Raw genomic sequence first — 26,243 nt, 5'->3', positions numbered from 1 at the left:
GGTCAGACGCTGAGCTCGTCCATGTATTCCCTTATGTCAGCCAGCGGTTTCCTGTCCTTTCCGGCCAGGCGCTGTTTTGCAGGAGGATTGCTCATGTATTCGGGTATCCTTTCGCTGATCCTTTCCTCATAGGTCGGAATTTCGGCATTCCTGTAAAATACGCCAATAGGTATCTTTTCCCCCCATTCCGTGGCCCTCCTCATCGCACCCAGCATGACGGTTTCTGCATCTCTCCCCTTTTCGGTGTTCACATTTCCGTCATACCCTTCGCTTTCCAGTGTGTATACACGGGGGAAGGCCCTGCCGTTGTTCTCTCCTGCCCTGTCCTCTCCATTATACCACTCTTTTGTGTTGATATCGTTATATGTTGGGCAAGGCTGAAGAACATCAAGGAAGGCTGTTCCCTTGTGCTCCATTGCCATCTTAATCAGATTCTTGAGATGCTGTACATTAAACGAGTAGCCACGGGCAACAAATGTATATCCGCATGCCATTGCCAGTATCAGCGGGTTGATGTTGCTTGTAATATTGGGGAAATTGAGTCCCTTTGTCTTCGTACCCAGTTTCAGCGTAGGAGACGCCTGGCCCTTCGTAAGGCCGTAAACACCATTATCATGTATAATGTAGACCATATCCACATTCCTCCTTCCGGCGCTCACAAAATGGCCCGCGCCTATTCCCAGGCCGTCACCATCTCCGCCGACAGCCACCACGTTCAGATGCGGATTTGCGAGTTTTATGCCGGTTGCAAACGGCAACGGTCTGCCATGAAGCGTGTGCACACCTGTTACGTTTACGTAATGAGGCGTCTTCCCTGAACAGCCTATGCCGCTCACAACTACCGTTTCATTCAAATTCAGGTGAGATTCCGCCAGCGCCATCTGCACGGCGCTCAGTATTCCGAAGTCTCCGCATCCCGGGCACCAGTCGTTGTGCACCTCAGTTCTGTAATCTGCAAGTTTAAGCTCCATGTGTCAGCACCACCCTCGCCTCTGATTTCCCTTCAAGTATTTTCTTAATAGAATCATATGCCTCGTCTACAGTAATCGGCCTGCCATTGTACTTTACAATCCTGAAATTCGATGAGATGCCAGTGTATTCGCATATAACATCGGCAAGCTGGCCAACATAGTTCATTTCCATAACTGCAAATTTCTTAGCCCCTTTCAGAATGCTCATTACCGATTCCGATGGGAACGGATGGACCAGCCTCATTTGCAGAAAGCCAAGTTTCTTCTGGCCTTCGGAACGAATCTTCTCCATTGACTCCAGTATTGATCCTTTCGTGGAACCCCAGCTGACAATGAGCAAATCCGGATTTTTGTCGCCAAAATAATTGAACTGTTCCGACTGCGGTATCTCCTTAAGCGCAAGGGAGAGTTTGCCCATCCTCTTTTCCATCATTCTGTTCCTGATTACAGGATCTTCGGTAACATGCCCAAGTTCAGTATGTTCATCGCCGGTATTCCAGAAAATCGCACCGGGCGTACCTGCAGGAACGCGCGGGCTGATGCCGTTTTCTGTGAATTTGAAGCGTTCGTAAACCTCCCCTTCCTTCATCACAAAGGGAGTTCCATCACCGAGGAACAGGCCCCTGTCAATGATCATCTTCGAAGGTTCGAAATAATTCATCACTGCAGTGCTGTTGGCCATAGCCTTGTCAATCAGATGAATAACAGGCAGCTGGTACTTCTCGGCGTAATTAAATGCCCTGTTCGCGTCATAGAAGCATTCCTCCAGATCTCCTGAGCACAGAACAATTCTCGGAAAATCACCATGTCCACCATACATCGAAAATTTCAGGTCGCCCTGTTCATGCCTGGTCGGCATTCCCGTTGAAGGACCCGCACGCTGGTAATTCGTGATCACGACTGGTACTTCATTAATCCCTGCCCAGCCGATGCCTTCAGCCATGAGTGAGAATCCCGGCCCTGAAGTACATGTTGCGGTGCGCACGCCGGCTATCGCACCTCCGATGGCCATGGTTACTGCTGCTATCTCATCTTCTGTCTGCACGACAACAATGTTCCCCTTCTCACCATCGCCATTGGAAGTGCTGAAACGTTCATATCTTTCGAGATAGGTGCTTTCGTCCGCGGCAGGAGTAATCGGATAATATGTCTGAAACCGCAGACCTGCTGCGACCTTTCCCAGAGCGACGGCTTCGTTGCCGTTGATAAGCATTCTCCGTTCGCCGTCCCTGCCAACCTTTTTGAGTCTGTAGTTGAAATTGTCTTTAAAATTGTCTGTCATGTACTCATATGCCACTTCAGCCGCAACCTTGTTTATGCCTGCAACACTCTTCTTGCCTCCGAACGTTCTTTCGATTGAACTGTTGAGATCTGACATATCATACTTCAGTATTGCGAAGGAGGCAGCAACCGCGAGCACATTTACCATCCTTCCCAGGACGCTGGTTCTCTTCTCCCCTGTTCGGGATGAGATGGTGCTGAGGAGTGAACTATAAGGTAATGCGTAAACATGGACGCCTCTCTTTTCACAATCACTGACAAGCGTGTTTATGGTGGGCGGTGTGGGCTCAAACTGCTTTATAATCTCCTGTTTAACCCGCAAATCGAGAGTGGGAATTTCGGCAATTTTCTTGTTGCCAAGCGATGGATCGTATATAAGTGCGCCGCCGGCTACAATTTCCTGGAAATGTCTTGCGACCGTCTCTTCGTCAAAGGTGGCCAGAACGTCTATACTGTCGTAATGAGCTACAACCTTGTTTGTATCTACCCTCACGACAAAATAACTGTGTTCTCCCTTGATATTTGAGAAATACTCCCTTTTTCCCATTATCCAAAGTCCGCCTTCTGCGCATGCCCTTGAAAATATATTCGCTGATGTGTCAACACCGCTGCCCTGTGCTCCACCTATGCACCATTGAAGTTTGTTTTCTATCAGACAATCACCTTTCTTTCATTAACTGACATGAGAAGCGTAAGCCAGTTGCGTGGACGGCAGCGACCTGTTTTGCCCTGCAGGGAGGCACTGCCCTTCAATTCAGTCTGCTCCATTCATATTTATTATGCCGAACTCTCGTACTTTAAGGTATTTAATATACTCTTTCGTATTTCTTCTTCTGATTGAATCCTGCTTCTGCTCTCCGGGTAGTCTCTGCTGAATTCCAGCTTTACAGTTGGTTCAAACCGATGCCGATGCCCAGGCGGGGTGCTGAGCTACACTGACGGTAGGGTGACTGGACAGTTCTCGCAATAATATTTGCTATCCTTCAGCCTGACTGGATGCCACTTGCCATCTCCGGCTATCAGCGCCGCGCCACAGTTGGAACAGACTGTTGAATCATCAGGAGGCACGAATACCACGTTCATATCGTATTTATGCGACCATGTCACTCGGCCGCTTTCCAGTCTCCTGCCAGCGATTATGCCATCCGGATTAATTGTCATCGTTCAGGCATAACCCCGGATGCATTAAACTTTATTCATCCTTCAAACAGCAGTCAAGCAGCAAGACAGACTGAATAAAATGGCAGGTTAATTCGGAAAGACAAACAATTGTCGGCAGACCGGAAAATCGACACTGATGCCGTAACTGAAAGAGTGAAGGGCAGGAAGGCCTGCCAGGAATCAGGTAGACATGTCAGGCATCCGTATTTTTGACAGCTGTCTTATCACATAATTGCGTGTTTCATCAGGACTTTCTGTTTTTGAAACGAGTCTGCCCTTTGACATTACTTTCCTCAGCATTTTCTCCTCCTTCAAGTCACAAACATTACAGGAGGGGACTCCGCTACCTTCGGGGAGGACATCGAATTGAAAACAGTCAGGGCAGCGGTACACTTCCTTTCGACCGGAAAACTTCCCTCTCTTTGCAATAGCGCTGCCGTCGACTTCGACTATATCCAGGGAATAGTCTATCACGGAAGCGTTGCTTATAGCCGTGCCGACGCCAAAACCATCAACACCGGCGTCTATGAGATCGGCTAAATCATCCTCCCTGATTCCGCCTGATACAAATATTTTGATGTCACCATGGCCTTTACTGTTTAGCTCCCAGCGCACTTCCGATACTATTGACGGAAGGCTGCCGCGCCTTGACTTTGGCGTGTCCAGCCGGATACCGTAGAGTCCCTTGATATTCATTGCAGCCAGAAGTGATTCCTGTCTTTCGTCTGAAAACGTGTCGACGAGAACTATCTTCTTTTCATCTCCTGAAACAGATTCAGAATAAGCTGCAAATGCCTTTGCCGAATCGCCGAAAACGATTACACTTGCATGGGGCATAGTTCCCTGGGGTGGATGACCAATTAATTCCGCACCTGCAATAGAAGATACTGCATCGCATCCTCCGATATATGATGCCCTGTCAATCATCGGAGCAATAGCTGGATGCGCACGTCTTATGCCGAAAGCAAGAAGTGTCTTTTTGCCACATCTCATTCTGTAGCGGGATGAGACAGTGGAAATACCAGACGAATGGCAGAGGAAACCAAGAAGAGGCGTTTCATAGAGGGCGAAATCATAGTAAGCGCCGGTTATTGTCATGACGGGGACGAGCACACCCTGTCTTGATTTGGCTCTGAACACTGTCCCTTCCCTGAAGGAGTATATATCCACTGGCTTGCCCTCGAAAAGTCTCAGTGCCTCAGCAAGTCCGGAATAGATTCCCCATATCCATCCTTCCGGCAATTCGCTGGTTGTTACTTCGGCAGTCACTTTCAGCTTTTCTAGACCGTTTTCTTTGAGTATTTTTCTTGTTCTCGTAAAATAAACGTCGGTTGTATAGCCACTATCAATCTGTTTGTCTGTAGCCGTAAAGAATTTCTTCAGAGTTCCACCTGTTTCAGGCTCAGTATCTTTGTTCCGTAGATTGTCTCCATATACTTTAGCGCTCTCTCCTTCGCATCCGCGCTTATACTCTCGACACATTCCCTCACAGCCAATGTGGTGTACCCCCTGTAGAATGCATCAGCAACATTATGCTGGACGCATATGTCAGCGCTTATCCCTGCAAAAATAATACTTCTGGCGCCAATTCTTTTCAGTTTCCGATCAATGCCTGTATTCAGAAATGCTGAGTACTGCCGCTTACTGAATACAGTCTCGTCTTTTTCCGGTTTCAGGGTTGTCACTATTTCAGAGGCTGTGGTACCCTCCATTGCATGCTTTCCCCATACCTTCAATTCAGGGTCGTTTTCCCTGTGCGCATCCCTGACATAGATTACAGGGATTTCAGCCTGCCGGGCTTTATTCAACAGTGTGAGCACATGAGGCACCATTTTTTCTGCCCTGGGAGAGCCGTATTTCCCGCTCACGAATTCATTAATCATGTCAACAAGGATCAATACAGTGCCCGCTGAACTGTTTCTCATCGAATTCACACCTGACCCGCTTCACTGACCATGAAGCGGCATGTTAAAAATACTGTTCCTGACAGATGGTATAAATTCACGGGCTAGCGCTCGTTTTTTAGTCATGACGGAATAAGTGATGTTTTTGCAATTCAGCCGAGTGGGTAGAAGGCTGTAAGATATTCCAGTATAACAACGGTGGCAATTATGAGCGCAATCACTAGCCAAGGGCTCAATTTCAGAGCCTTTTCGTCCTCCGCATCAAAATATCTGATAAGACCCGCGGCAGACTGGAAACCCTCACCTTTCTTTTTCGCCATTCCTGTTCTTTAATTCATTATTCAAGTATAAGATATTTTTGCGTTGCAATCAGGAAAGATTTTGGCCGCAGTGTTCAGTCAACCGGTAAATGCAGAGGCGATACTCAATTCTTACGCACAATTGTTCCTGAATGGAATAGGTAAGTGTATCTGCAAAGCACTGGTACAGTTAGGTTAGTCGCATTTCAGATGGATCATTTGATCGAAAACAAATCCATACTCTCTGAATCCGGTTATTAAGAACGATTAGTGATAAGTGCTCAGATGGATTATGCCGATACTATGAACTTGGATGCGAAGGATAATATTCAGGTCGCAGGAAGATAGGAAATTGAAAAGCAGGAGTGAACGTCGACAAATTGATTGAAAAACCTGTCAGGGCAGTTGGTGCCGAACCTGCAACTTACCATTACTACACAATTCTCAGAATGCATCTTATTGGGCCTGAAGGCGAGAGGCTGAAGGAGATTGCAGTGGATGCAAGATTTGAAGACAGGCTGCACTTCGAGCTGATGACTCCAAGGATCTACGAACTTGACGGAGAACCTCCCAGTGATATAAGGAAATTCGCCGACCAGTCATCGTACCCGGATGCTTACTTGCCAGATGATTGTAAGGACCACAAATCGATATTGAAGGTGCCGCTTCGGGCTGAGCAGTGTGCAATTTGCGTGTGGTCTGAGGTCTGTCACATGATTGCCGGTGGCAATGACCATAGAACATACGATTTCGCTCAGAGAATTATGACTGAAGAAACTGAACGTGAGGCGTGGTTCCTGGAGTTTCTCTACGGCAGGCCATCTAGTCATTTCAGAAGAAGATTCCCAAGAGAAGGTCCGCGCCCATCAAAGTGAGTTGTTCTCACTTCTCCCCGATCTTTACCTGATTCCGCGATGTTTTTGTGGCTACGAGCATGCTCTATTGCCGACTTGAAAATACTTGGACATCTCCTTATTACAACTGGCGGGAAAAAGATAATTGTTATGTTCTTGAAGAATGGCGGAACAGCGGTGTCTTCTGCAACTTGCCCTCACCAAGGCGAACCGCTGGAATAATGGGAATTCAGGAAAGACAAAGTCATCTGCTCATGGCATTGCTTATGAGCTCCACGTTCTCAATCGAGTCCCTCTGAAAATCCCTTACTCCGAAAATATGGAGAGGGGGTAGCACGACTTCATATCCCGGCATTCCTGAATAGATGCGCAGCAGCTTCATCAATTTGCAGTTTTCCATCAGATTTGCGATACAACCTTCTCTGTTGCATTTGAGTTCTGAAAGATTCATTGATGCCAAAGACAGATGAAAGGAACCGATTGTAAGATACATCGTTCAAAAGAGGGAAAGACTGAAGACGCTTTTTTTACCGCCTTTTGAAAATTAGAATCGCATAGCGCCTAAACAACACAACAATTACAATACGGGTGATAGGTGCGCCGGATCGCGATATGACTGATCAACCATTTGCTCTAGATAGCAAGCAATCGCTTCAGCGGCATCCAAACGAAGATCCCATTAAATAAACAGAACATTTTAAGTGCAAATTTGGGAATAAACTGCGGAACTGTTTAACGCTTACTTCTTATGACCTGCCTTTCTTTTCATAAAATTGATCATTCTGTCTGACTCCGCGACCATTCCGTCATTAGCAAGCCTCTTTTCGATAATCCCACAGTATTCAGGAATGCTTTCGGCGCTTATCCAGTTCAGTCCAAGGCGATGGCAAACTGCAATTTCAGATCCTGAGCCGCCGAATAGAATCAACACTGTATCTCCCTTCCTGCAGGTCGCCCTGAACAGCATTTCTGAAAGTTTTTCCGGGATCTGGCATGAATGGAATGTTTTTGCAAAACCGACATTTTTCACGAGATTGAATTCGAACCAGTCCCTTTCTGAGTTGGCCGTGCCGTCCGCAGTCCCCTCGAGCCAGGAATAAGGCATTCTCCCTGGGGAACCAGACTTAATCAGTTCTTTTATCCTCCTGTCGCCGGGATTTTGATAGGGCTGGGCTACGGCATCTTTATAGAATTTGTTATCCGGAGACTTCGTACAGTGAAGAATTATTCGATGCGCGGTTGTAAAGTGATGCTCTCCGTGACCGATGTTTGTCCTGTACACCCAAACGTATTCATAAACGTTATAAAAGGCGTTATCCAGATAATTGACACGGAGATATGCACTGTTTTTGCCGTAGTTTACTATAAAGAAATTTCCATCTCTCTTCAAAATTCTCCGGCTTTCACGCGCCCATTCTATACACTCGCCCAAATAACTGTTGAAGTCCGTCGTATACCGTTTTCCCTGATACTTGACGCCAACGTTGTAATCAGGATCTGCGAAAATACAATCGACACTTTCATCAGGAATGGATGGAAGTATATCGAAAATAGAACCGTGATGTAGCTTATTGAGCAAATGAAGCTCCATGACTTTTTGCACCGTCCGTCAACTCCTGCAGATATCTGACATTCCCGTATTTTAACAAATAGGTCGGGATCGGGTCGACGCAGTCGGTTAGAAATATTAATTAATTAACATATATGAAACTATTAATATTGCTTTTCAGTATACAGTTGATCGTGGTGTGCATCCACGTCCGAAAATCGGTTGAAAGGAAGTCTTGAAAGACTGAAGGAAATCAAACTGTGTTCAAACGCAGATCTCAAGAATGCCAGGGAACTGGCGGAATCGATTATGTCTCCTCCGGCATCGAAGAGAGTTGCAGATATTGAAAGAATGTTCAAAGCTCTAGGAGGGCACAATCGCATTGTCATCCTGCTCATGCTCTCAAGGAAAGAAATGTGTGTCTGCGAAATGACGGCCGCGCTCAACATTCCTCAGCCTTCAATAAGTCATGAGCTGGGGATACTTGAAAGAGAGGAATTTATAAAAAGAAGAAGGGTTGGAAGGTGGGTTTTCTACAGTCTGTCGAAAAATTTCCTTACAGACAATTTGATCAATCCACTTTTCAGAGAAATATCGGAAATGTCCACATGACATTTTCGGCAGGCGTGGATGGAAAGTCTGAAACTGAGTGGCTTAAATGAACGATTCCAAGCGAATGGCGAGTCCTCTGGGAGCGGGCGTTTCTGAAAAACACCGGTTTCACTCTCGAGTACGGGAAAGCACATCAGGAAAGGCGGTATTTTTCTGAACTATCTGCTATTTTCCGCATCCCTCTCGATATTTATCGCCACACTATGCCTCGTAATCTTGAGACCGGGAAACATCGGCATAGGATATACCGCCATGGCGGGTGGCGTTCTGAGTGTCTTGATCGGCGCAACAACGGTCGGGGATGTATTCATTGTTTGGTCGATTGTCTGGAATGCGACTTTTACGTTTGTTGCGGTAATAATACTTACGTTGATTTTCGATGAAGCGGGTTTCTTTGAGTACTGGGCAGCAAGGATAGCAATCAATGCACAGGGAAATACAAAGAAGCTGTTCATAATGATAATTCTGCTCGGTGCGCTGATCTCTGCCTTCTTTGCAAATGACGGAACCGCTCTCGTACTGACACCGATTGTTGTATCTGTGATGACAAGAACCGGAATGGACAAAAAGAGCATCGTAGCGTTTGTAATGGCGGCAGGTTTCATTGCAGATACGGCCAGTCTTCCGCTGGTCATAAGTAATCTCGTCAATATTGTAGCCTCCGGATATTTTTCAATAAGTTTCCTGCATTACGCTGAAGTAATGATCCTTCCCGACATTTCATCGGTTTTGGTAAGCATAGCGGTTCTCTGGTTGCTGTTCAGAAGAAGTATTCCACCCATCTATGAAACCGCAAAAATTGGTGTCCCTTCAGAGGCAATAAAAGACAGAATAATAGTGGGAATCGCAGTGCCTATGATTATCGGCCTCATAATTGCCTATTCCATTGGAGGAATTTACAATCTGCCTGTCTCATTTGTAGCTGTTCCTTCTGCTGCATTCCTTTTTCTGTTTGCCAGATTTAGAAAAAAGATAGACACCAGCGGGGTGCTGAAGGACGCTCCATGGCAGGTGGTGCTTTTTTCACTCGGAATGTATCTTACAGTGTTCGGACTGGGACGAGAAGGACTCACTTCGATTGTTCATTCAGCCCTTCTAAACATGGTATCACTGCCCGGACCCCTGAATGTTGTCGGAGCCGGCCTGCTTTTTGCCTTCATGGCTGCGATCATGAACAACATGCCGTCTGTGATGATCGGGAATCTGGCAATTGCGAAATTCACTGGACAAGTGAACTCGCAATTTATATTTGCCAATGTCGTTGGGAATGACGTGGGACCAAAATTCACACCTATCGGTTCACTTGCCACTCTTCTTTGGCTTCATACCCTTGAGAGAAAGAACAGCATAAAAATTGGCATTGCAGAATATATGAAGACGGGATTTAAACTGGCATTGCCGGTGTTAATTGTTACGCTTGTGGTTGTATGGCTTACTGTCAATCTCTAACCGTCATATGGTCAGCTGCGAACCTGAGTTGGGTGCAGGGCAAGGAGCGTTTAAGCGCCCGATACAATCATTTCGCTTTCCCTGAGTCGCCCTATTTCGAATTAGACGTGTCGAAGCAGTTGAATAATTTCATTCCCTTGTTCAATCATTCGTGCAGTAAGTACAGGGCAGCATGGTCGCTTTGAAAATAACAGAACGTTCACACAGGCTCAAGGATGTTTTCAGCAAATAAATTAAAAGAAGCTGTTTCATTGTTGAAAATTCGCTTGATTCTGGCAGAGAGTCGATAAGTGGATTATTAAGAACCGGATTAATATAAGGATGTCACACTTATTCCAAAGTGGAAAATGCACAGAAGAACAATGCAGTAACCATACCTGTCTACCTCAGCGAAATCAAAGCAAAGGACAGTTTCCCGGATTTGAGAAAAAAGGGAGCTCTCTGCCTGTTCTTGTCAGGAAGGGGATTGTTCATACAGAAAAATGACGGGCTGAAACCTCTCTTGTCTTTCGACGACATGGCAGGAGTCATTAACCAGGGAGCAGATTCATAATTTATTCAGTGCAGTTGAGAAGCTTCTTCGGTAAACTTGCCGGAGGAAGTCTTTTGGACGACATTACAGCGGGGTTGGAAGTTGATTGAACTCAAAGCTTGAGCGTTGCATCTATTTTGGAAAAGAAAGTATCATTGCTCCTGAAGCCGTCAGGATCTGTACCTTTGATTGCTGCAAGATATAGTGCCAGGAACTGCAGCGGAATCACGGTGAGGAAAGGCGAAAGGTGCTCCTCCAGTTGTATGTCCGAATGCAGGCAGTTGTAATTGTCGGCTGAACTGCTGGAAATCGTAAGCAGATTGCCTCCTGCCCCGGCTATGGACTTCACTAATTCGCGGCTTCTGATGTCACTTTCACCCCAGATGATCGGAATAAAAAGATCGTCCGGAATGGATGCTGCACGCATTGGCCCGTGTATGAGCTGTTCGATCTCAAATCCGTATGCATCAAGATAACATGTCTCCTGTATTTTGAGGGCACCCTCCTTAGCTGTTATCCTGTTGGGACCGCTTCCTGATATCCAGACCCTCCTGAGATCCGTCATTCCTGAAACCAGGTTGCGTATCGCATCCCTTCCGGAAATTATACTGCCCATCAGGGAGGTTATCTTTTCGGTTACCGCGATGATTCTGGCGGTTGCATCAGTTTCGGGTTTTCGTGATGCGATGGAAATTGAAAGGAGTATTGCAAGAGCTGAAGTGAAACTGACTGTATGAGCCGAAGACTTCTCCTGCTCCACTGTTTCAAATACAAAATCGGCGTCCCCTTTTCTGACAGTGCTGCCAATTCCCGTAATCGCGACGGTGACGCATCCTTTCCGGGCGCTCAACTCCAGCGCGCTGTGGCTGTACCGTTTGTAGCCGCGATGACTGATCACCATCACCGTGTCCTCCTTTGACAGAGCGGGCGGATAATTAACGAATTCATATGAAGAAAACGGCAGTGCGTCAACCGCCGAAGAGCCGTTACCGTTCCCCGTGAAGAAATAATAAGCCAGTTCTGCAGCATGTAGTGAAGTTCCTGTGCCGACAAGAAAGAGCTTGCCTCTTTTTCCGGATTGCATGATCGAGCCCAGGCGGATGACAGAATCCATGTTGTTGATCACAGCATGTGTTATTTTTTCAGGCTGAGAAACAATTGAACGATACATGTGAAATTCGTTTTCGTCCATATGAAGGCATTAAGTTCACTTGAATACTTAAATGCGTCAGTGCAGAGCAGTGTATGCATTCAGAGTGCCCTGCCTCAGACTGTAAGACTCGTTCAGCAGGAAGCCTTCATACCTTCTTCCTGAAAGAGGTCGGGGGAACACTGATTTCGAATCTGGCACCCTTCCCCGGTTCGCCTGTTTCCTTTATCGTGATGCCTGTGATCTCGAGAAGCTCCCTGGCAAGCTGCATCCCATGTTTCACCGGAATTCCGTCTTTGTGTGAAAATATCTGTTCTCTCTTCTGGAAACTGAGCCCAACTCCGTCGTCTTCATAGATTATCCTGCAGAAACCGTTTTGCACAAAACTTGCAAAGCTGATCTTAGTCACATTTTTTCCATGACGGAGAGAATTATCGATGAGATTGTGGAATACTCTCTCCACCAGCGGAGACGCCCATATTTCAAATTCGGGCAGGTTGATTTCAACATCTATTTTCTTCAAATCGAAACCGGAGAGGGATGTCTTGAGAATGGAATGCATGTCAAGCCACTCTGCGCCTGCTCCAACACTCTCCTGATAGTCTCTGAAAGTCTCAAGCTGCCTGTTGATGCGGCTCACGGAATTCTTTATTTCAGAAAGGCACTTCGAAATAACATCTTCCTTTTTTGAGCTGATGGCACTCTCGGCATATGTAAGGATTGATTGCAGGCCGTTTTTAATGTCATGCCTGACTATTTCACCCATTAGATTCAGTTTTTCGTTTAGCTTTTTCAATTCTTCCCTGAATCTTACCTCATCGCTTACATTCCTCATTCCCAGTATCCAGAATTCTATCTTTTTCTGCTCATTGAATATAGGTGAAATGTCGATATCCATCCATGCTTTCCCCGTGCCACCTTCATTGAGTTCGAATTCGGCCTCATGGTGCCTTCCGGATACGATCATCTTCTCGATATCCCTGACAGTCTGTTCGCCCGCAAAGCAGCTGAAAACTTCGGAGATATCGTGGTGAATGACGTTCTCCTCATCAAGTCTGCTGAACGCAAAGAAAGCGGGATTGCAATATATGATCTTTCTGCCGGCAACGCCGTTTTCAACTGTAAGGAAAATATAAGGCGATGCCCTGAGAGCGGCGTCGTGAAGCATGAGTTCGTCTCTGAGTCTTGACATGTCGCTTATATCTCTCGTTATGGATGCAATGCCTGTGATCTTTCCATCGTTGCCGCGCAGCGGGAAAACAGACACGCTTACATCGATATCGCCTCCACCCTTTTTGAGGCGCTTCGTTTCATATTTCACGAATTCCCCTTTTTTGACTTTATCCAGAGAATCGTCGAAAGTCTTACGCAATGGCGCAGGTATCGTTGGCAGCTGCTTTCCTGCAATCTCCTCAAGCTTCCATCCAAACATCCGTTCGAACGCAGGATTCACGCTGATCACCCTACCCTGCGCGTCGGTAATTATTATAGAGTCCGAGGCATTTTCCATCAGCGAGGATACAACCTCGGTCATCCTCCGCAAATCCTCGTCGGCATGCTGTTTGGATATAAACTGGCCAATCTGTTTTCCTATATCTTCCATAACGTGGCGGAAATGCTCCTCTATTTCCTTGCTGACCGAGCCGTAAAACATCATCACGCCGGTGCAGTTATTACCGTAACGGATTGGAAAGCCGTAGAGTGAGACAAGACCGGATTTATGTGCCGTTGCTTTTCTTACGTAGACAGGAAGGTCTTCCAGTTTGTCTGACCACAAGGGCTTCCCGGTTTCCCATATCATTCCTGGAACACCTCGACCTCTGATGAATACTGTTGACTCCGTTTCCTTCCTGAAAGGCTCTGAGTCAATTTCACGTGAAAAATACTGGCAGAGGAGTTCTAGGCAGGTGTTTGTCCTGTCGGGAAGCCAGATCTCAGCCGCCTGCCATTCGATAGCGTCACACATCGCTCTGAGAAGGGACGGCCCGGCGCTTTCAATAGAGGATTCGGACGCAAGAAGCGATGTGACCGCAAAGCGCATGTTCGTGGCCCTTTCTGCTATCCTCTCTGCTGTCACGTCGCTGAAAACCATAACTATGCCTATCACCGATTCTCTACTGTCAATAATTGGTGCAGCAGAGTCCTTTATTGAACGAATTCTGCCGTTTTTGGAGATCAGGGCAGTATGGTTTGCAAGGCCGACAATAGTTCCCGTAGACATGACACGATCCACGGGTACTTCGGCAGGCAATCCGGTTTTCTCGTTGATTATCCTGAAAATATCCGTTACGGGTCTGCCTACTGCCTCCTCCTTTGTGTATCCTGTCAGCTTTTCAGCCATTGTGTTGAGAAACAGGATTTTGCCTTTCTCGTCGGTCGCCATAAGTGCGTCCCCTATGCTGGATATTGTTGTCTGCAGCCATTCATTCTGATTTTCAATTTCTTCCGTAAGCCTGACATATTCGGAAATGTCCCTGCCTATTCCGGAAATGGCGACAACCTTTCCGGAAGCGTCCCTGACGGGTGAAACAGTCATGAGACCGTGAAAGACTGTCCCGTCCTTTCTGATCCTCTTTCCACGGTATGTCATTGGTTTCCCTGTTTCCACTACGGATCTGAAGTAATTCTCGACTCTGGGCATATCATCATCGGGAACCATTGGGAGTCTTTTGCCCAATGCCTCTGATTCGTCCCATCCGTATATCCTGCGGAAAGAGGGGTTTGCCCTCATTATACGACCCTCCGTGTCAAACAATATTATTGCATCATCAGTGTTCTGAACAAATGATTCAAGGAGCTCCCTGGTTGCCCTGATTTCCTCTTCGGCCCGGCGTTTTTCGACACTTGTCTCGATAATATTGCGCATCTCCCTGATCTGCGAAGCAATATCCGTTCCTTTCTGAAAATAATAATCGGCTCCTCTGTTCAGAGCTTCAATGGCGACCTCCTCTCTCCCTCTTCCCGTGAAGAGAATAAACGGAATGGTTATCGATTTCTTTCTAAGTCGATCAAGGAATTCCAGACCGTCGATTTCAGGCATCTGGTAATCAGAAATTATGGCGTCATAATCTCCTCCTTCAATTTCTGCCAGGACAGACGCAGCCGATTTCGCTGTTTCTACTTTGATACCGCCATTGATTTCGAGAAGCAGCTTCACCGGTTCATGGAGCGTCTCCTCATCATCCACGTAAAGAATCCTTATCTCCCGACCGGTTACCATTTGCCCCATATCCTCCGTACTCAACGATGCCCTGTTTCATTCCATCCTGATCAGTTTATCCTTCTGCTCCTTATAATTATTTACGTTGCGCCCGTAGCGGGCACAGACAGTAACTAAAACGGCACGTTTTGCCGTTGCAATTATTTAGGCTCGTTTCCAACCCGCAGGTCGTGAATGTTGAACCTGGCAAATGCCGCATACAGATGGTGCTGAAGCATCAAATGCTTTTATCGACTGGACCTGACGACGTTTGTGGATTTTCAGTATGACATGGAACGAATTATGCCTGAAATTAATGCAGACCGAATACTATTCAGACCCGACCCAACGATTGACAATTCATGTCTTTTCGCGAACCTGTGCGGCAATCGCATGACAAATGAAACAGCATTGATTCTGGAATACTCCCATATATCCCAAAAACTAATTTCCCTGAATGCTGATGAATCTGTTCTCAAGAGCTGACATGCCTTCAATTTTAACTTCTACCGTATCTCCCGGTACAATCCATTTCCGCGTTCCCTCCTTCATCCCCAGAACGACTCCCTCAGGCGTACCCGTAAGTATGATATCCCCCGGCTCCAGTATGAAATATTGTGAACAGTAGGAGATTATTTCATCACATTTGAATATCATGTCGGATGTACTGGAATCCTGCCTCATTTCTCCGTTTACAGAGCAACTGATGCGGAGGTTGTTGGGTGTTGCCACTTCATCCGTTGTAACAACTTCGGGTCCAATCGGTGCAAAACCAGTGCACGTCTTTCCCAGCAGCCACTGACTTGTCCGCAGCTGTAGCTCACGCGCGGAAACATCATTTGCAGGAAAATACCCGAAAACAAATTTGAGCGCATTCCCGCGGCTTACATTTATTGCCCTCCTGCCTATGAGTATACCAAGTTCGGCTTCATAATCCACTTTCCAGCCGTCCGGTTTGATTGCTATGTCCTGCCTGTGAGCAGCAACGGAATCGGAGAATTTGCTGAATATGACGGGATATTCCGGTACTTTTGCGTGTGTTTCCATAGCATGTTTCCTGTAATTGAGGCCAATGCAGACAATCTTGCCGGGATGAAGAACACACGGAAGATGCTTCACCTCCTCACCGTTAATCGTGGCTGAAACCAGTCTATTGGAATTTGTCACAATATCAGCGGCTATTAATTTCGCGTTCTCAGGGTCACGGCAAAGATCGTCTACACAGTTGATGCTGCCGTAGCTCTTACCTGTTAATTTTCTCAGCGAATCTGCGTAAACTATACCGTTTTCTGTTCTAAAAGCCAATACGTGCCTGTTCCCATATGCCGCATTCAGGTATTTAGTCATGCATAAGCTCCAGGTAATGAATTCCTATACAAGTGTAATGGGAAAACAATGGTCCTGTTCAAAAACTTGGCGACGTAAATGAGAGACGACTTTCAGGAATAGACTACAGTGAATTGTCCGTTCGCTGACAGTATTGACACAGGAACAGGGAAAAGAATTTCTGATTCCTGTGCGGTTTTGACCCTGAATTTGTAATTTTCATTAATGTAGCGGTGATTCTCAACACCAGAATTGCTAACAAACTGTGTGTGACCGGCAAGGCGACGTCCAATGATGTTATTGCATTCATCCAGACAGTTAGAAATATCCAACCTTGAGAGCGCTGCATACTCTTCATTGATGTCGATGCCTATGCTGTTTCTGCATGCAGCTATTGCCGCGACTGATGTCTTCCCAGTGCCACAGAATGGATCCATGACGGTGTCACCGATGACGGAAAACATTGATATCAGCCTGTAGGGCAGCTGCACGGGGAACGCAGCCGTCCTTTTCCGGGTTGATTTCCCATTGTCCTGCTTTTCGCCTTTAATGTCATCCCAGATGTCAGAAAACCAGCAGTTTCGTTCTTCCCAGAAATATGCACTCAGTCTCCTGCGAATCTTTTCATCCGGGAGTTCGAATTTTCTTTTGCGCCCCTTTCTGAATATAAGTATGAATTCGTGTTCCTGAGTGACATAAGCTGCCGTAGGGAGCATTCCTGAGCCCATGAACTTGTTAGGTTTGTTCGACTGTTTCTTCCATATTATTTCGGGCAACTGGTCAAATCCTGCCGCCAGACAGCCTCTGATAACCCGTGAATGATTGGAAAATAAGCGAAAACGTCCCCCTGTACTCCTTGTTGCATCGCCGACATTAATGCATAAAATCCCGCCATCGATTGTCTTTGCGCATATCAGGGTCCAGATTTTATCGAGTTGATGATGCATTGATTCGAACGCCGTTTCGGCATTTCCGGACGCCATTGAACCTGATATGCCTGAGTCGGACTCAGAAAAGAGCGCATCCCACATCTCTATCATTGGATAAGGAGGCGAGGTAACAGTGAGGGCAATTGAACTGTCTGGTAGTTGGGCTATTCCTTCAGCCGCATCGCAATTAATGATCCTGTGACTCGTTTCGAACTGCAAAGATCACTGCCTCCCTGTCTTCTGATTAAAAATCAGGTAAACGAAACAGGCAATTGCGGATGGTTTTAATCTTGGAAGTTTGAACATTGATGCCGCCTCAATATGACAGTACTTATCATCAGTTCAAATAACCTGTCCATGTCTTTGGCTCAATATTTGCCGCTCACTGTCTGAACGGCAGATATGACATAAAAAACAGTTTGTTATCATAAACCGTGCGCGAATTACATTTAACAAAACAATTTGTCAGGATGCATAATTTACATGCGATTTATACAATGTTTAAAAACAAAGTGAATCATACCCGCATCCATGAAGAGTTACTGCCTCTATCCTGACATAAGTGGGGAAAATGTGCTTTTTGTAAGTGACGACGATCTCTGGCTTTACGACATGCGAACAGGGGCGTTGAGGAATATAGCCAGTGGTTTTGGAATAATCACGTATCCAAAATTTTCTCCGGATGGTGAGAATATCGCCTTCAGGGCTGTCAGATATTCATCCCAGTCTTCTGCAGAGATATATGCAATGCCTTCAGGCGGAGGCGAGGTAAAAAGGGTCACGTACTTTGGCTCAGTGCTGACAACAATTGCAGGCTGGTCAAAGGATGGCAGACTCATTGTGTCGAGCGATTTCGGCAAACCCTTCATGCGTTATCCGGAACTGTTTGAATTCGATCTGGAAGAAGGCAGTTACAGGAAGATGAACATTGGACCTGCGACAGCATTGGCGTTTGGAAGTGCCGGAACTGTGCTCGCGAGGAACTCCACAGACCTTCCGCAGTGGAAGAGATATAAGGGGGGAGCTAGGGGAAAATTCTGGAAGGATGACAGGGGAAACGGAAAATTCAGGAAGTTCCTGGAACTGGACAGCAATCTGACTTCACCTATGTGGATAGGAAAGAGGCTGTATTTCATCTCAGACCACGAGGGAACAGGAAATATCTACTCCGTTGATGCAAATGGCGTGGATCTGACAAGGCACACCTCGCACAATGAGTTCTTTGCCAGAAATGCGGGGAGCGACGGGAGGAGAATTGTGTATCAGTGTGGAGGTGAACTTTTTGTCTTTGATCCATCGTCCGGTAAAAGTGAGAAAATCAAGATGGAGATCCCGGCCACAAGGATACAGACAAAAGAGAGATTCATAGAAACGAAGGAGTTCATTGAAGAGTGCAGCATGGACAGCAGTGCGAAAAATCTTGTGATTGTTGCAAGAGGGAAGCTTTTAGCAATGCAGAACTGGGATGGTCCGGTGCTCCAGCTTGGCAGGAGAGACGGCGTCCGATACAGACTTGGCAGGTACCTGAAATCGGGATTTATTGTAGCCGTGAGCGACGAGGACGGTGAGGAGAGAATCGAAATTTTTGACAGATCCGGCATCCGGAAAAAAGTGATAAACGTGGATGGCTCAGTTATGGCACTTAAGACTTCACCCGCCGGGGATCTGTTTGCTTATTCCACCAGCAGGTATGAACTCATAATTTCAGACAGTGCAGGAAGGAAAAAACCGATTGACTCGAGCGCCTGGGGTCCGATAGATGATTTCGCGTGGTCACCGGACGGCAGTTTTATAGCGTACAGTATTCCGCAGGGACACAATGCCAGCAACATAAGGATTGCAGGAAGAGACGGGGGAAAGAAGACTGATGTCACGCAACCTTCCGCAAACGACTTTTCACCGACCTTCGATCCTGAAGGCCGATATCTTTTCTTCATATCAGACAGGGAACTCGATCCGACTTATGACAGGATTATGTTTGATCTCGGTTTTCAGAAGACATCCAGACCATTCGCGGTTTCGCTCAGGAAGGACGTGCCATCACCTTTTATCTCTCCACCGGTGAAGAAGGAGGAAGATAAAAAAAGGAAGAATTTCGGAATTGACATTACATCAATTGAGACAAGGGTGGAAGCATTTCCTGTGGAATCGGCGGACTATGGAAAAGTAAGAGCGCTGAAGGGAAAGGTCTTTTTACTCTCCTTCCCGGTGGAAGGCTCAAAGAAATACTGGCTGTACTCCCGTGAGAGGAGGAAGGGGAAAATTGAGTCCTTCGATCTGTCTAACGGGGAAATGGAGACATTTGCACAGGACCTATCCGATTTTGAGGTTTCGGCTGACTGCTCGCACCTTCTGCTTCAATACGGAGAGGAGATAAGTATACGGGACGCGGAAAAGAAGGTCGAGGGCGCGGATGACAGGAGACCCGGAAGGAAGTCTGGATTCATAGATCTCGGGAGGATCAAGATAAGGCTCGATCCTGTGAAGGAATGGGAACAGATGTTCAGAGAAACATGGCGGCTCATGCGAGACAATTACTGGAGGGGGGACATGCGCGGTGTGAACTGGGATGCTGTATACAGCCGTTACAGCGCTCTGATACCGCGCATCAGTACAAGATTCGAGCTTTCTGATTTAATCAGGGAGATGCAGGGGGAGATGGGAACGTCGCATGCCTACGAGATGGGCGGCGATTACAGGACCGACACGCCGTACGGCATAGGAAGTCTTGGAGCTGAATTTGAGCTGAAGAACGGCAGATATGTTATCAGTGACATTTATGTTGGTGACCCGGCCAACGATGGAGAAAAGTCCCCGCTTCTTTCTCCCGGAGTGGATGCGAGTAAAGGAGACGTTCTGGTTTCCATAGACGGAATAGAACTCACACCCGGCAGGGCCCCGCAGAGCGTTCTTGAAAACAGGGCGGATGATGTAGTCAACATCATACTAATGCGTAACGGAAAGAAAAAGGAGTTCACAGTCAGAGCGCTCAGGAACGAAAAGAGACTCATATACAGGACATGGGTGGAAAGGAACAGGAACTATGTGCATGACAGGACAGACGGAAAAGTGGGCTACCTGCACATACCAGACATGGGACCTAACGGTTTTGCTGAATTCCACAGGATATACAGGCTCGAGGTCGAGAGGGAGGCGCTGATAGTCGATCTGCGGTACAATTCGGGCGGGCATGTTTCGGCACTGCTGCTTGAAAAGCTCGCGAGGAAAAGGATAGGATATGACAGACCGAGGAGAGGGGTGCCAGTCCCATATCCTCCCGATTCAGTTAAGGGCCCGATGGTCGCAATTACAAATGAGAATGCTGGCTCCGATGGCGACATATTCAGCCATGGCTTCAAGCTGTTCAACCTCGGCCCCCTTATTGGAACAAGAACCTGGGGTGGTGTAATAGGCATAAATCCGAGACTGAGACTTGTCGACGGCACCACTGTCACCCAGCCTCAGTATGCCTTCTGGTTTAAAGATGTGGGATGGAGCGTTGAAAATTATGGGACAGACCCAACGATTGAAGTCGAGATTTCACCCCAGGATTACAGGGCGGGAGTTGATACGCAGCTTGAACTGGCGCTGAAGGAAATCAGTTCGCTTATGGAGGGGAAGGAAGGGATTCTTCAGGCTCCGGAGATAGAAGAGCTGAAGTCAGCCTCCTCCCGCTAAAACGGGAGAAGCGTAATGGACAGCACCATTGAAATACTCCGTTGCCGATCTCCCCTTTCATGCAGGGGGACCGCTATTTAAAAAAGGAGCTCAGCTTTTTCGACCTCGTCATAATAGGTGTTGTCGGTGCAATAGGAACCGGAATACTGTTCAGCACAGCGGGCATGACAGGGATTGCAGGACCGGGCAGCATACTCGCCTGGCTCATAGGCGGCATATTCTACCTATTCATAGGACTGACCTATGTAGAGCTTTCATCGCTATATCCTGAAGCTGGAGGACCGTCGAGATATTCCCTGTACACGCATGGAAGGATGACGAATCTCATCAACGCTTTCTCAGACCTCCTGTGGTACATATTTATACCACCTGTTGAGGCTCTTGCCGTCGTCGAGGGTTTGAGTGCTTTTGTAAAGGGACTCATTGTCAAGGGTCTTCCGACTTTCGGCGGCGCTGCACTTGGCGTTGCGCTCATGCTTGTGTTCATACCCTTCAACTACTTCGGCGTGAAGGCCTTCGGCCGGTCAACCGTGGCAATAGGCATTGTGAAACTCGTTCTCTATCTCGCCGTTGCCTTCGGCCTTGTCTTTGTTTTCTTCGATTCGGGAAACCTGACCTCATATCACGGCTTCATACCGTTCGGCATGTCCGGCGTTTTCCTGGCCATACCGCTGGCGATGTTTGCATTCGGCGGGATAAGAGTCCTCCCGGATTATGCCGAGGAGACGAAGAGCAGAAAAAAGCTGCCTGCGGCAATTGTGATTGTTGTCATAGGTCAGCTGCTGATATATCTCCTCTATGACTTTGTTTTCGTGACAGGAATAAACTGGTCAAAGCTTGGTCTTGTATCGGGCAACTGGGCGTCTGTCGGAGCGATCAGCGGGAATCCGTTCATCGCAATAGCGGACAGCTACAATGTCGGCTGGCTGCTTATACTGACGCTGATCATAGGCATAATAGGTCCGTTTGTGGTCGGCTATATCTACCTTGGCGGCGGTTCAAGGGTGCTCTTCGCAATGGGCAGATCAGGAGTAGCATCGAGATCCATGAAAGGGCTGAGTGAAACCTATTCCATACCTTATGTCTCCCTCATTGCGCTTGCGATCGTTGGGGCGGTCGTTGCGTTCGTGGCCGCACCTCTCCCGAATATATACGGTCTTATTACAGATTCCGTTGTGGCCGGTTATATAGGTTTTTCAGCCAATCCCGTAGCAATGACAGTTTCCCGCAGACAGGGAATGACCAAGGAAATGCTGCCGCTGGGAAGTGTGATTGCACCAGTTGCATTTGTAGCCGCTTCCCTTATAGTTTACTGGAGCGGATGGCTCTATGTATCATATTCCGTCCTGCTGCTTCTCATCGGTGTTGTTGTATTCGCGATCGCATTCAGAGTCCGAGAGAATATCATGAACTCGCTGTGGTACATTGCATACATTGCTTTCCTTCTTGCAATGACATATATCGGTAGCACCGGTGCGCTGAGCATACTGAATTTCTATCAGTCATCTCTTGTCGTTGTGATCGTGTCTGTTGCCATATTTTATCCCTGGGGAGTGCTGTCGGGTCTCTCCAGCAAATTCGATACGCCGAAATATACGTCGGAGGCAGTGCCCGGCACAGAATAATCCGGTGCCGTTCATAAGCCGGGGGATTTCGGCGTGCTATATCTGACAGACAGCGATGTCACCAGGCTTGTCACAATGGAGGAGACGATTGCCTCCCTAAGGGAAGTCTTCACACAGGTGGGAAAAGGGAGAGCGCATCTGGTTCCGCGCACGAATATCGAGTGTGGAGGCGTGCTGAGCATAATGGGAGCAATTTCAAACGAGTGGGAGCTGGCGGCTGTAAAGTCATTTTACAGCTCTGGAGAGCAAATGTCATTCATGCTCACGCTCTTTTCCACGCGCAACCCGGAACCCGTTGCGGTGATGCAGGCAGGGAAACTGGGGCAGATGAGAACAGGGGCCGCTTCGGGGCTGGCGACAGATCTTCTGTCCCGGCGCAATGCAAAGGTATTTGGCTGCATTGGCACAGGTTACCAGGCGCGCGCACAGGTTGATGCGGTGGTTGCCGTCAGGAACATCGAGAGAATAATCGTGCATGGAAGGGATGAAAGGAGGATGCATAGCTTCATGGAGGATATTCACTCAATCCATGATATAAGGGTCGATGGAGTAAGGGCCGTTTATCCCTCGTTTGCTGACGCGGACATAGTGACGTGTGTCACCACATCATCGACTCCGGTGATTAATGCCGGATCAGTGAAAGAGGACTGCCATATCAATGCTGTGGGAGGCTACAAACCTCAGATGGTGGAAATAGATCCTGAAACAGTTTGCTCCTGCGTAACAGTTGTCTCCGACTTGAAGGCGCAGGCAATGAAGGAAAGCGGGGAACTTATTGCCGCGGTTGCCTCAGGAGACCTCCAGTGGGATGAGGTTACTGAACTCAGCGACCTTCTTGCCGGTACTGCCATAAGACGCCGGAATGCCCGTTCCGGAAGAACTCTTTTTAAATCACTGGGTGTTGCAGCAGAGGATCTGGCTGCTGCCAGGATCGCGTATGAAAAGGCGACCGAACTTGGTGTGGGAAAGAACATTTGAATCCGTTACCGGTCAGGGCAGATGCATAACCATTTTTATCATGGATGTGATTGCATTACAATGATAATTCCGAAGAGACTAAAGAAAGGGGACAGGATTGGAGTTGTCACGCCTTCCGCCCCGCTGAACAGCAACGAGCTGGTGGCAAGACTGAACAATGGGATTGCCATCCTCAACGACATGGGCTTCGAGGTGGTGCTGGGAAGGAATGCAATGAAAGTGAACGGTTATCTGGCCGGTGAACCGGTGGAGAAGGCCGAAGACATCAATGAGATGTTTGCCGACAGGAATGTCAGTGCCATACTCTGCTCGCAGGGAGGCGGAACTGCGAACAGCTGCCTGCCTCATCTCGACTGGGATACAATAAGAAAAAATCCAAAGATCTTCCAGGGCTTCAGCGACATTTCAGTCATTCTCAACTCCATTAACAGTAAGACGGGGCTCGTGACTTTCCACGGGCACGATGTTGCCTGGGGACTCGGCTGGAAGCCGTCTGAATACGATCTGAACGAATTCAGGCTGAGGCTTATCGATGGGATGACAGGAGAGGTCAATCCCTCAGGTGAAAGGAAAACAGTGAGGAGCGGAAGTGCCTCAGGTAAACTGGTGGGGGGCAACATAATGTGCCTGCTGAAGCTTGCCGGGACACCCTACTGGCCGGACTGCAGGAATTCCATTTTATTCATGGAGGGATATACAGTCGGACCGGACGATTGTGACTATATGTTCCATCAGCTGGAACAGATGGGTATTTTCGAAGAAATCTCCGGCGCTGTCGTCGGATATGTCCACAGCCTGCAGAACTCGCCATTTCCCGTACGTCAGATGGAGGACATACTGCTTGATGTAAGCCGGAGTTATGACTTCCCGATACTGAAAATAAACGACTTCGGACATGAATGCCGGACAACAGTTCTGCCGGTGGGCGCCATGGCGAGGATAGACGCCGATGAGAAAATATTTTCAATAACCGAGAGATGTCTTGCCTGAATCAAGTTTCAAGCAGGTCCCTGAATACATCATCCGGCAAATTCACATTCACCGCCTCACAGTTCTCCTCAAGATGTCTGACGCTTGTGGCTCCAATTATTGGAACGATTGCAATGCCTAGCTCCTTCTGCATCCTCAGAATCCACGCCAGGGAGAGCTGCGAAGGGGTGATCTGCAGATCTTTGGCCGTGCTCGCTACACGGGCTGCAAGGCCCTCTAGCCTGCGTGCGTCAGACCTGAGCCCGTCTATATACGAGGCCCTGGAACCTGTGGGGACACCCTCAAGATACTTACCCGAGAGTATTCCCTGAGCGAGAGGGACATATGCAAGCATATCCATCCTGTACTTTCTCGCCACGGCTATCTTATCGTACTCAACTTTTCTCTCAGCAATATTGTACGGTTCCTGCATTGTAATAAACTGCTCGTATCCCCTGCTTAACGATATCTCTTGCATCCTCGTCATCATTTCAGCAGAGTGATTGCTCACACCTATGTAATGAACAAAACCATTGTGCACAATGTCGTTTAGAATACCCATCGTCTCTTCCGGCGGCGTGAGTTCATCTTCCCAGTGTATCTGGTACAGATCCACATATTTGGTTTTCAACCGCTTCAGGCTTTCCCTGATCTGCCATGAAATATGCTTTCTCGAAAGACCTCCGCCATTCGGGAACTTGGCAACCTCCGCTCTTACCTTGGTCGCGATCACTATCGATTCACGCTCATATCCGGACAGGCAGGATCCCAGGATTCTTTCAGCATTTCCCGAATGCTCCGGATGAAGATGGGTTTCGCTTATAGTGCCGTGGTATGTGTTGGCCGTGTCGAAGAAACTGATTCCTAGGTCCACCGCCTTCTTGACAATGCGTTCAGTCTCCTGCCTGTCGACCCTGTGAATGCCGTCAGTGTATTGCTTCGTTGAAGGAGGCAGATGCCATGTACCCAGGCAGAGCTGTGAGACTTCCAGTCCATGAAGATGCAGATATTTCATAGAGACGTATCAGCGTGGCAATTTAAATCTTCATTCCTCAGGAATCAGGCTAAAAACGTTCCTGCAGGCATAAACCAGTCAGCCGAGCAGATGCATGAAAGGATTGGACTGGAACTCCACCAGTTCTGTGCCATGCCTCTGCTGAACTCTGAAATTGAATGAGATGTCGGTCACCACTATGTCCGTGATTTCTATGCCGCTGGATTTCAGCCTGAGTATCAGCGTATTTGCAAGTTCATGTGACCTTGATTTCCTTTCTTCAAATCTCTTTATTACATTCTTTGAGGGATAATAATGTTTGAATTTACCGTTCTGTACTTCGTCAATTGCACCGATGTGTGTGAGCTTTCTGAGAAAATAGCCTGTTGTGTTCTGGGTGAGCCCGAGTGCATTTTTTATCTCCTTCTGCGTAAGACCGGGGTTGTCGTAGACTTCCCTGAATATTCTGCTGGAGCTTTCATCACTCAGGACAGTGAGCAGGAGTATTTCCGACTGGTCGAGATAGTTGCTTGGGTAGAAAACCGCTTTATTGTCAACACGGTCTTCGTTTATGAACTCGGCCCTCTTGAGGGCGTTGAGATGCCATTTGACGGTGTTGGGGGTAAGCCCGACCTCTCTCGAAATTCTGGACACGCTTGACGCCGGCAAAACATAAAGAGTCTGAAGTATCCTCTTCCTGTTGCCGGAAAGTATTTTCATTACTTCCGAATCTCCGCCCCTGAAGAACGGAAACGTGCGTTCAGATGACAAATTTTCGCCTCT

Annotated in this window: 21 protein-coding genes; 8 read left to right on the top strand and 13 right to left on the bottom strand. The window is 47.6% G+C overall.

Annotated features, from left to right (window positions below):
• Positions 1-2: 2 nt before the first annotated feature.
• The 5 genes from KIS29_04485 to KIS29_04465 all read right to left on the bottom strand — a co-directional run bounded on the left by KIS29_04485 (position 3) and on the right by KIS29_04465 (position 5,637).
• Positions 3-971, bottom strand: coding sequence for a 2-oxoacid:ferredoxin oxidoreductase subunit beta (locus tag KIS29_04485; protein MBX8639581.1), 969 nt, complete (start codon positions 969-971; stop codon positions 3-5).
• Positions 961-2,904 carry a 2-oxoacid:acceptor oxidoreductase subunit alpha gene (locus tag KIS29_04480; protein MBX8639580.1) on the bottom strand — a complete coding sequence of 648 codons (1,944 nt, stop codon included), beginning with the start codon at positions 2,902-2,904 and terminating at the stop codon, positions 961-963. The genes KIS29_04485 and KIS29_04480 overlap by 11 nt, the downstream gene beginning before the upstream one ends.
• Before the next feature lie 689 nt (positions 2,905-3,593).
• A complete protein-coding gene (locus KIS29_04475; GenBank protein MBX8639579.1) occupies positions 3,594-4,895 on the bottom strand; it encodes a nicotinate phosphoribosyltransferase in 1,302 nt (433 codons plus the stop codon).
• Positions 4,793-5,338: a cysteine hydrolase gene (locus KIS29_04470; GenBank protein ID MBX8639578.1), complete on the bottom strand. Its 546-nt coding sequence runs from the start codon at positions 5,336-5,338 to the stop codon at positions 4,793-4,795. The genes KIS29_04475 and KIS29_04470 overlap by 103 nt, the downstream gene beginning before the upstream one ends.
• 131 nt (positions 5,339-5,469) lie before the next feature.
• Complete coding sequence (locus KIS29_04465) at positions 5,470-5,637, bottom strand: preprotein translocase subunit Sec61beta (protein ID MBX8639577.1); 168 nt, start codon at positions 5,635-5,637, stop codon at positions 5,470-5,472.
• 344 nt (positions 5,638-5,981) lie between these two features.
• Here KIS29_04465 and KIS29_04460 point away from each other — a divergent pair, with 344 nt between their 5' ends.
• Positions 5,982-6,491, top strand: coding sequence for a DNA protection protein DPS (locus KIS29_04460; GenBank protein MBX8639576.1), 510 nt, complete (start codon positions 5,982-5,984; stop codon positions 6,489-6,491).
• Positions 6,492-6,714: 223 nt separating this feature from the next.
• Here KIS29_04460 and KIS29_04455 read toward each other — a convergent pair whose 3' ends face one another.
• The gene (locus tag KIS29_04455) at positions 6,715-6,852 is read right to left on the bottom strand and encodes a hypothetical protein (protein ID MBX8639575.1); all 138 of its coding nucleotides are present in this window, start codon (positions 6,850-6,852) and stop codon (positions 6,715-6,717) included.
• Between the two features lie 357 nt (positions 6,853-7,209).
• The gene (locus KIS29_04450) at positions 7,210-8,061 is read right to left on the bottom strand and encodes a site-specific DNA-methyltransferase (GenBank protein ID MBX8639574.1); all 852 of its coding nucleotides are present in this window, start codon (positions 8,059-8,061) and stop codon (positions 7,210-7,212) included.
• Between the two features lie 180 nt (positions 8,062-8,241).
• Here KIS29_04450 and KIS29_04445 point away from each other — a divergent pair, with 180 nt between their 5' ends.
• From KIS29_04445 to KIS29_04435, 3 genes are all read left to right on the top strand, one after another.
• Positions 8,242-8,631 (top strand): winged helix-turn-helix domain-containing protein, encoded by a 390-nt coding sequence (locus KIS29_04445; protein MBX8639573.1) that lies wholly within the window; start codon positions 8,242-8,244, stop codon positions 8,629-8,631.
• 153 nt (positions 8,632-8,784) lie between these two features.
• The gene (arsB, locus tag KIS29_04440; protein MBX8639572.1) at positions 8,785-10,080 is read left to right on the top strand and encodes an arsenical efflux pump membrane protein ArsB; all 1,296 of its coding nucleotides are present in this window, start codon (positions 8,785-8,787) and stop codon (positions 10,078-10,080) included.
• A gap of 340 nt (positions 10,081-10,420) precedes the next feature.
• Positions 10,421-10,633, top strand: a complete 213-nt coding sequence (locus KIS29_04435; protein MBX8639571.1) for a hypothetical protein — start codon at positions 10,421-10,423, stop codon at positions 10,631-10,633.
• A 91-nt stretch (positions 10,634-10,724) separates the two neighbouring features.
• Here the strand turns inward: KIS29_04435 and KIS29_04430 are convergent, their stop codons facing one another.
• From KIS29_04430 to KIS29_04415, 4 genes are all read right to left on the bottom strand, one after another.
• Complete coding sequence (locus KIS29_04430; GenBank protein MBX8639570.1) at positions 10,725-11,804, bottom strand: SIS domain-containing protein; 1,080 nt, start codon at positions 11,802-11,804, stop codon at positions 10,725-10,727.
• 106 nt (positions 11,805-11,910) lie between these two features.
• On the bottom strand, positions 11,911-14,982 hold the full coding sequence (locus tag KIS29_04425) for a PAS domain S-box protein (GenBank protein MBX8639569.1): 3,072 nt from the start codon (positions 14,980-14,982) through the stop codon (positions 11,911-11,913).
• 423 nt (positions 14,983-15,405) lie between these two features.
• Positions 15,406-16,308, bottom strand: a complete 903-nt coding sequence (locus KIS29_04420) for a fumarylacetoacetate hydrolase family protein (protein ID MBX8639568.1) — start codon at positions 16,306-16,308, stop codon at positions 15,406-15,408.
• A 92-nt stretch (positions 16,309-16,400) separates the two neighbouring features.
• Positions 16,401-17,435: a site-specific DNA-methyltransferase gene (locus tag KIS29_04415; GenBank protein ID MBX8639567.1), complete on the bottom strand. Its 1,035-nt coding sequence runs from the start codon at positions 17,433-17,435 to the stop codon at positions 16,401-16,403.
• A 312-nt stretch (positions 17,436-17,747) separates the two neighbouring features.
• On the opposite strand from KIS29_04415, the gene KIS29_04410 reads away from it, so the two are divergent.
• From KIS29_04410 to KIS29_04395, 4 genes are read left to right on the top strand one after another with little or no spacing between them, the layout of a single operon-like run.
• On the top strand, positions 17,748-20,894 hold the full coding sequence (locus tag KIS29_04410; GenBank protein MBX8639566.1) for a PDZ domain-containing protein: 3,147 nt from the start codon (positions 17,748-17,750) through the stop codon (positions 20,892-20,894).
• 59 nt (positions 20,895-20,953) lie between these two features.
• Positions 20,954-22,519 (top strand): APC family permease, encoded by a 1,566-nt coding sequence (locus tag KIS29_04405; GenBank protein ID MBX8639565.1) that lies wholly within the window; start codon positions 20,954-20,956, stop codon positions 22,517-22,519.
• 33 nt (positions 22,520-22,552) lie between these two features.
• Positions 22,553-23,497, top strand: coding sequence for an ornithine cyclodeaminase family protein (locus KIS29_04400; protein MBX8639564.1), 945 nt, complete (start codon positions 22,553-22,555; stop codon positions 23,495-23,497).
• Between the two features lie 60 nt (positions 23,498-23,557).
• A complete protein-coding gene (locus KIS29_04395) occupies positions 23,558-24,487 on the top strand; it encodes an LD-carboxypeptidase (protein MBX8639563.1) in 930 nt (309 codons plus the stop codon).
• 1 nt (position 24,488) lies between these two features.
• Here the strand turns inward: KIS29_04395 and KIS29_04390 are convergent, their stop codons facing one another.
• On the bottom strand, positions 24,489-25,481 hold the full coding sequence (locus tag KIS29_04390) for an aldo/keto reductase (GenBank protein ID MBX8639562.1): 993 nt from the start codon (positions 25,479-25,481) through the stop codon (positions 24,489-24,491).
• Between the two features lie 78 nt (positions 25,482-25,559).
• The gene (locus KIS29_04385; protein ID MBX8639561.1) at positions 25,560-26,231 is read right to left on the bottom strand and encodes a helix-turn-helix domain-containing protein; all 672 of its coding nucleotides are present in this window, start codon (positions 26,229-26,231) and stop codon (positions 25,560-25,562) included.
• Positions 26,232-26,243: the final 12 nt, after the last annotated feature.

Origin of the sequence: Candidatus Sysuiplasma jiujiangense (genome assembly GCA_019721075.1) — an archaeon.
GTDB lineage: Archaea > Thermoplasmatota > Thermoplasmata > Sysuiplasmatales > Sysuiplasmataceae > Sysuiplasma > Sysuiplasma jiujiangense.
The sequence above is the reverse complement of the archived record's forward strand: the minus strand, read 5'-3'. Positions and strand labels throughout refer to the sequence as shown.

What these genes read in the sequence shown, in the direction of transcription:
- KIS29_04485 (MBX8639581.1), bottom strand. Translation starts at nt 971, where the DNA reads ATGGAGCTTAAACTTGCAGATTACAGAACTGAGGTGCACAACGACTGG.
- KIS29_04475 (MBX8639579.1), bottom strand. Translation starts at nt 4,895, where the DNA reads ATGTGTCGAGAGTATAAGCGCGGATGCGAAGGAGAGAGCGCTAAAGTA.
- KIS29_04470 (MBX8639578.1), bottom strand. Translation starts at nt 5,338, where the DNA reads ATGAGAAACAGTTCAGCGGGCACTGTATTGATCCTTGTTGACATGATT.
- KIS29_04465 (MBX8639577.1), bottom strand. Translation starts at nt 5,637, where the DNA reads ATGGCGAAAAAGAAAGGTGAGGGTTTCCAGTCTGCCGCGGGTCTTATC.
- KIS29_04455 (MBX8639575.1), bottom strand. Translation starts at nt 6,852, where the DNA reads ATGAAGCTGCTGCGCATCTATTCAGGAATGCCGGGATATGAAGTCGTG.
- KIS29_04450 (MBX8639574.1), bottom strand. Translation starts at nt 8,061, where the DNA reads ATGGAGCTTCATTTGCTCAATAAGCTACATCACGGTTCTATTTTCGAT.
- KIS29_04430 (MBX8639570.1), bottom strand. Translation starts at nt 11,804, where the DNA reads ATGGACGAAAACGAATTTCACATGTATCGTTCAATTGTTTCTCAGCCT.
- KIS29_04425 (MBX8639569.1), bottom strand. Translation starts at nt 14,982, where the DNA reads ATGGTAACCGGTCGGGAGATAAGGATTCTTTACGTGGATGATGAGGAG.
- KIS29_04420 (MBX8639568.1), bottom strand. Translation starts at nt 16,308, where the DNA reads ATGACTAAATACCTGAATGCGGCATATGGGAACAGGCACGTATTGGCT.
- KIS29_04410 (MBX8639566.1), top strand. Translation starts at nt 17,748, where the DNA reads ATGAAGAGTTACTGCCTCTATCCTGACATAAGTGGGGAAAATGTGCTT.
- KIS29_04405 (MBX8639565.1), top strand. Translation starts at nt 20,954, where the DNA reads ATGCAGGGGGACCGCTATTTAAAAAAGGAGCTCAGCTTTTTCGACCTC.
- KIS29_04395 (MBX8639563.1), top strand. Translation starts at nt 23,558, where the DNA reads ATGATAATTCCGAAGAGACTAAAGAAAGGGGACAGGATTGGAGTTGTC.
- KIS29_04390 (MBX8639562.1), bottom strand. Translation starts at nt 25,481, where the DNA reads ATGAAATATCTGCATCTTCATGGACTGGAAGTCTCACAGCTCTGCCTG.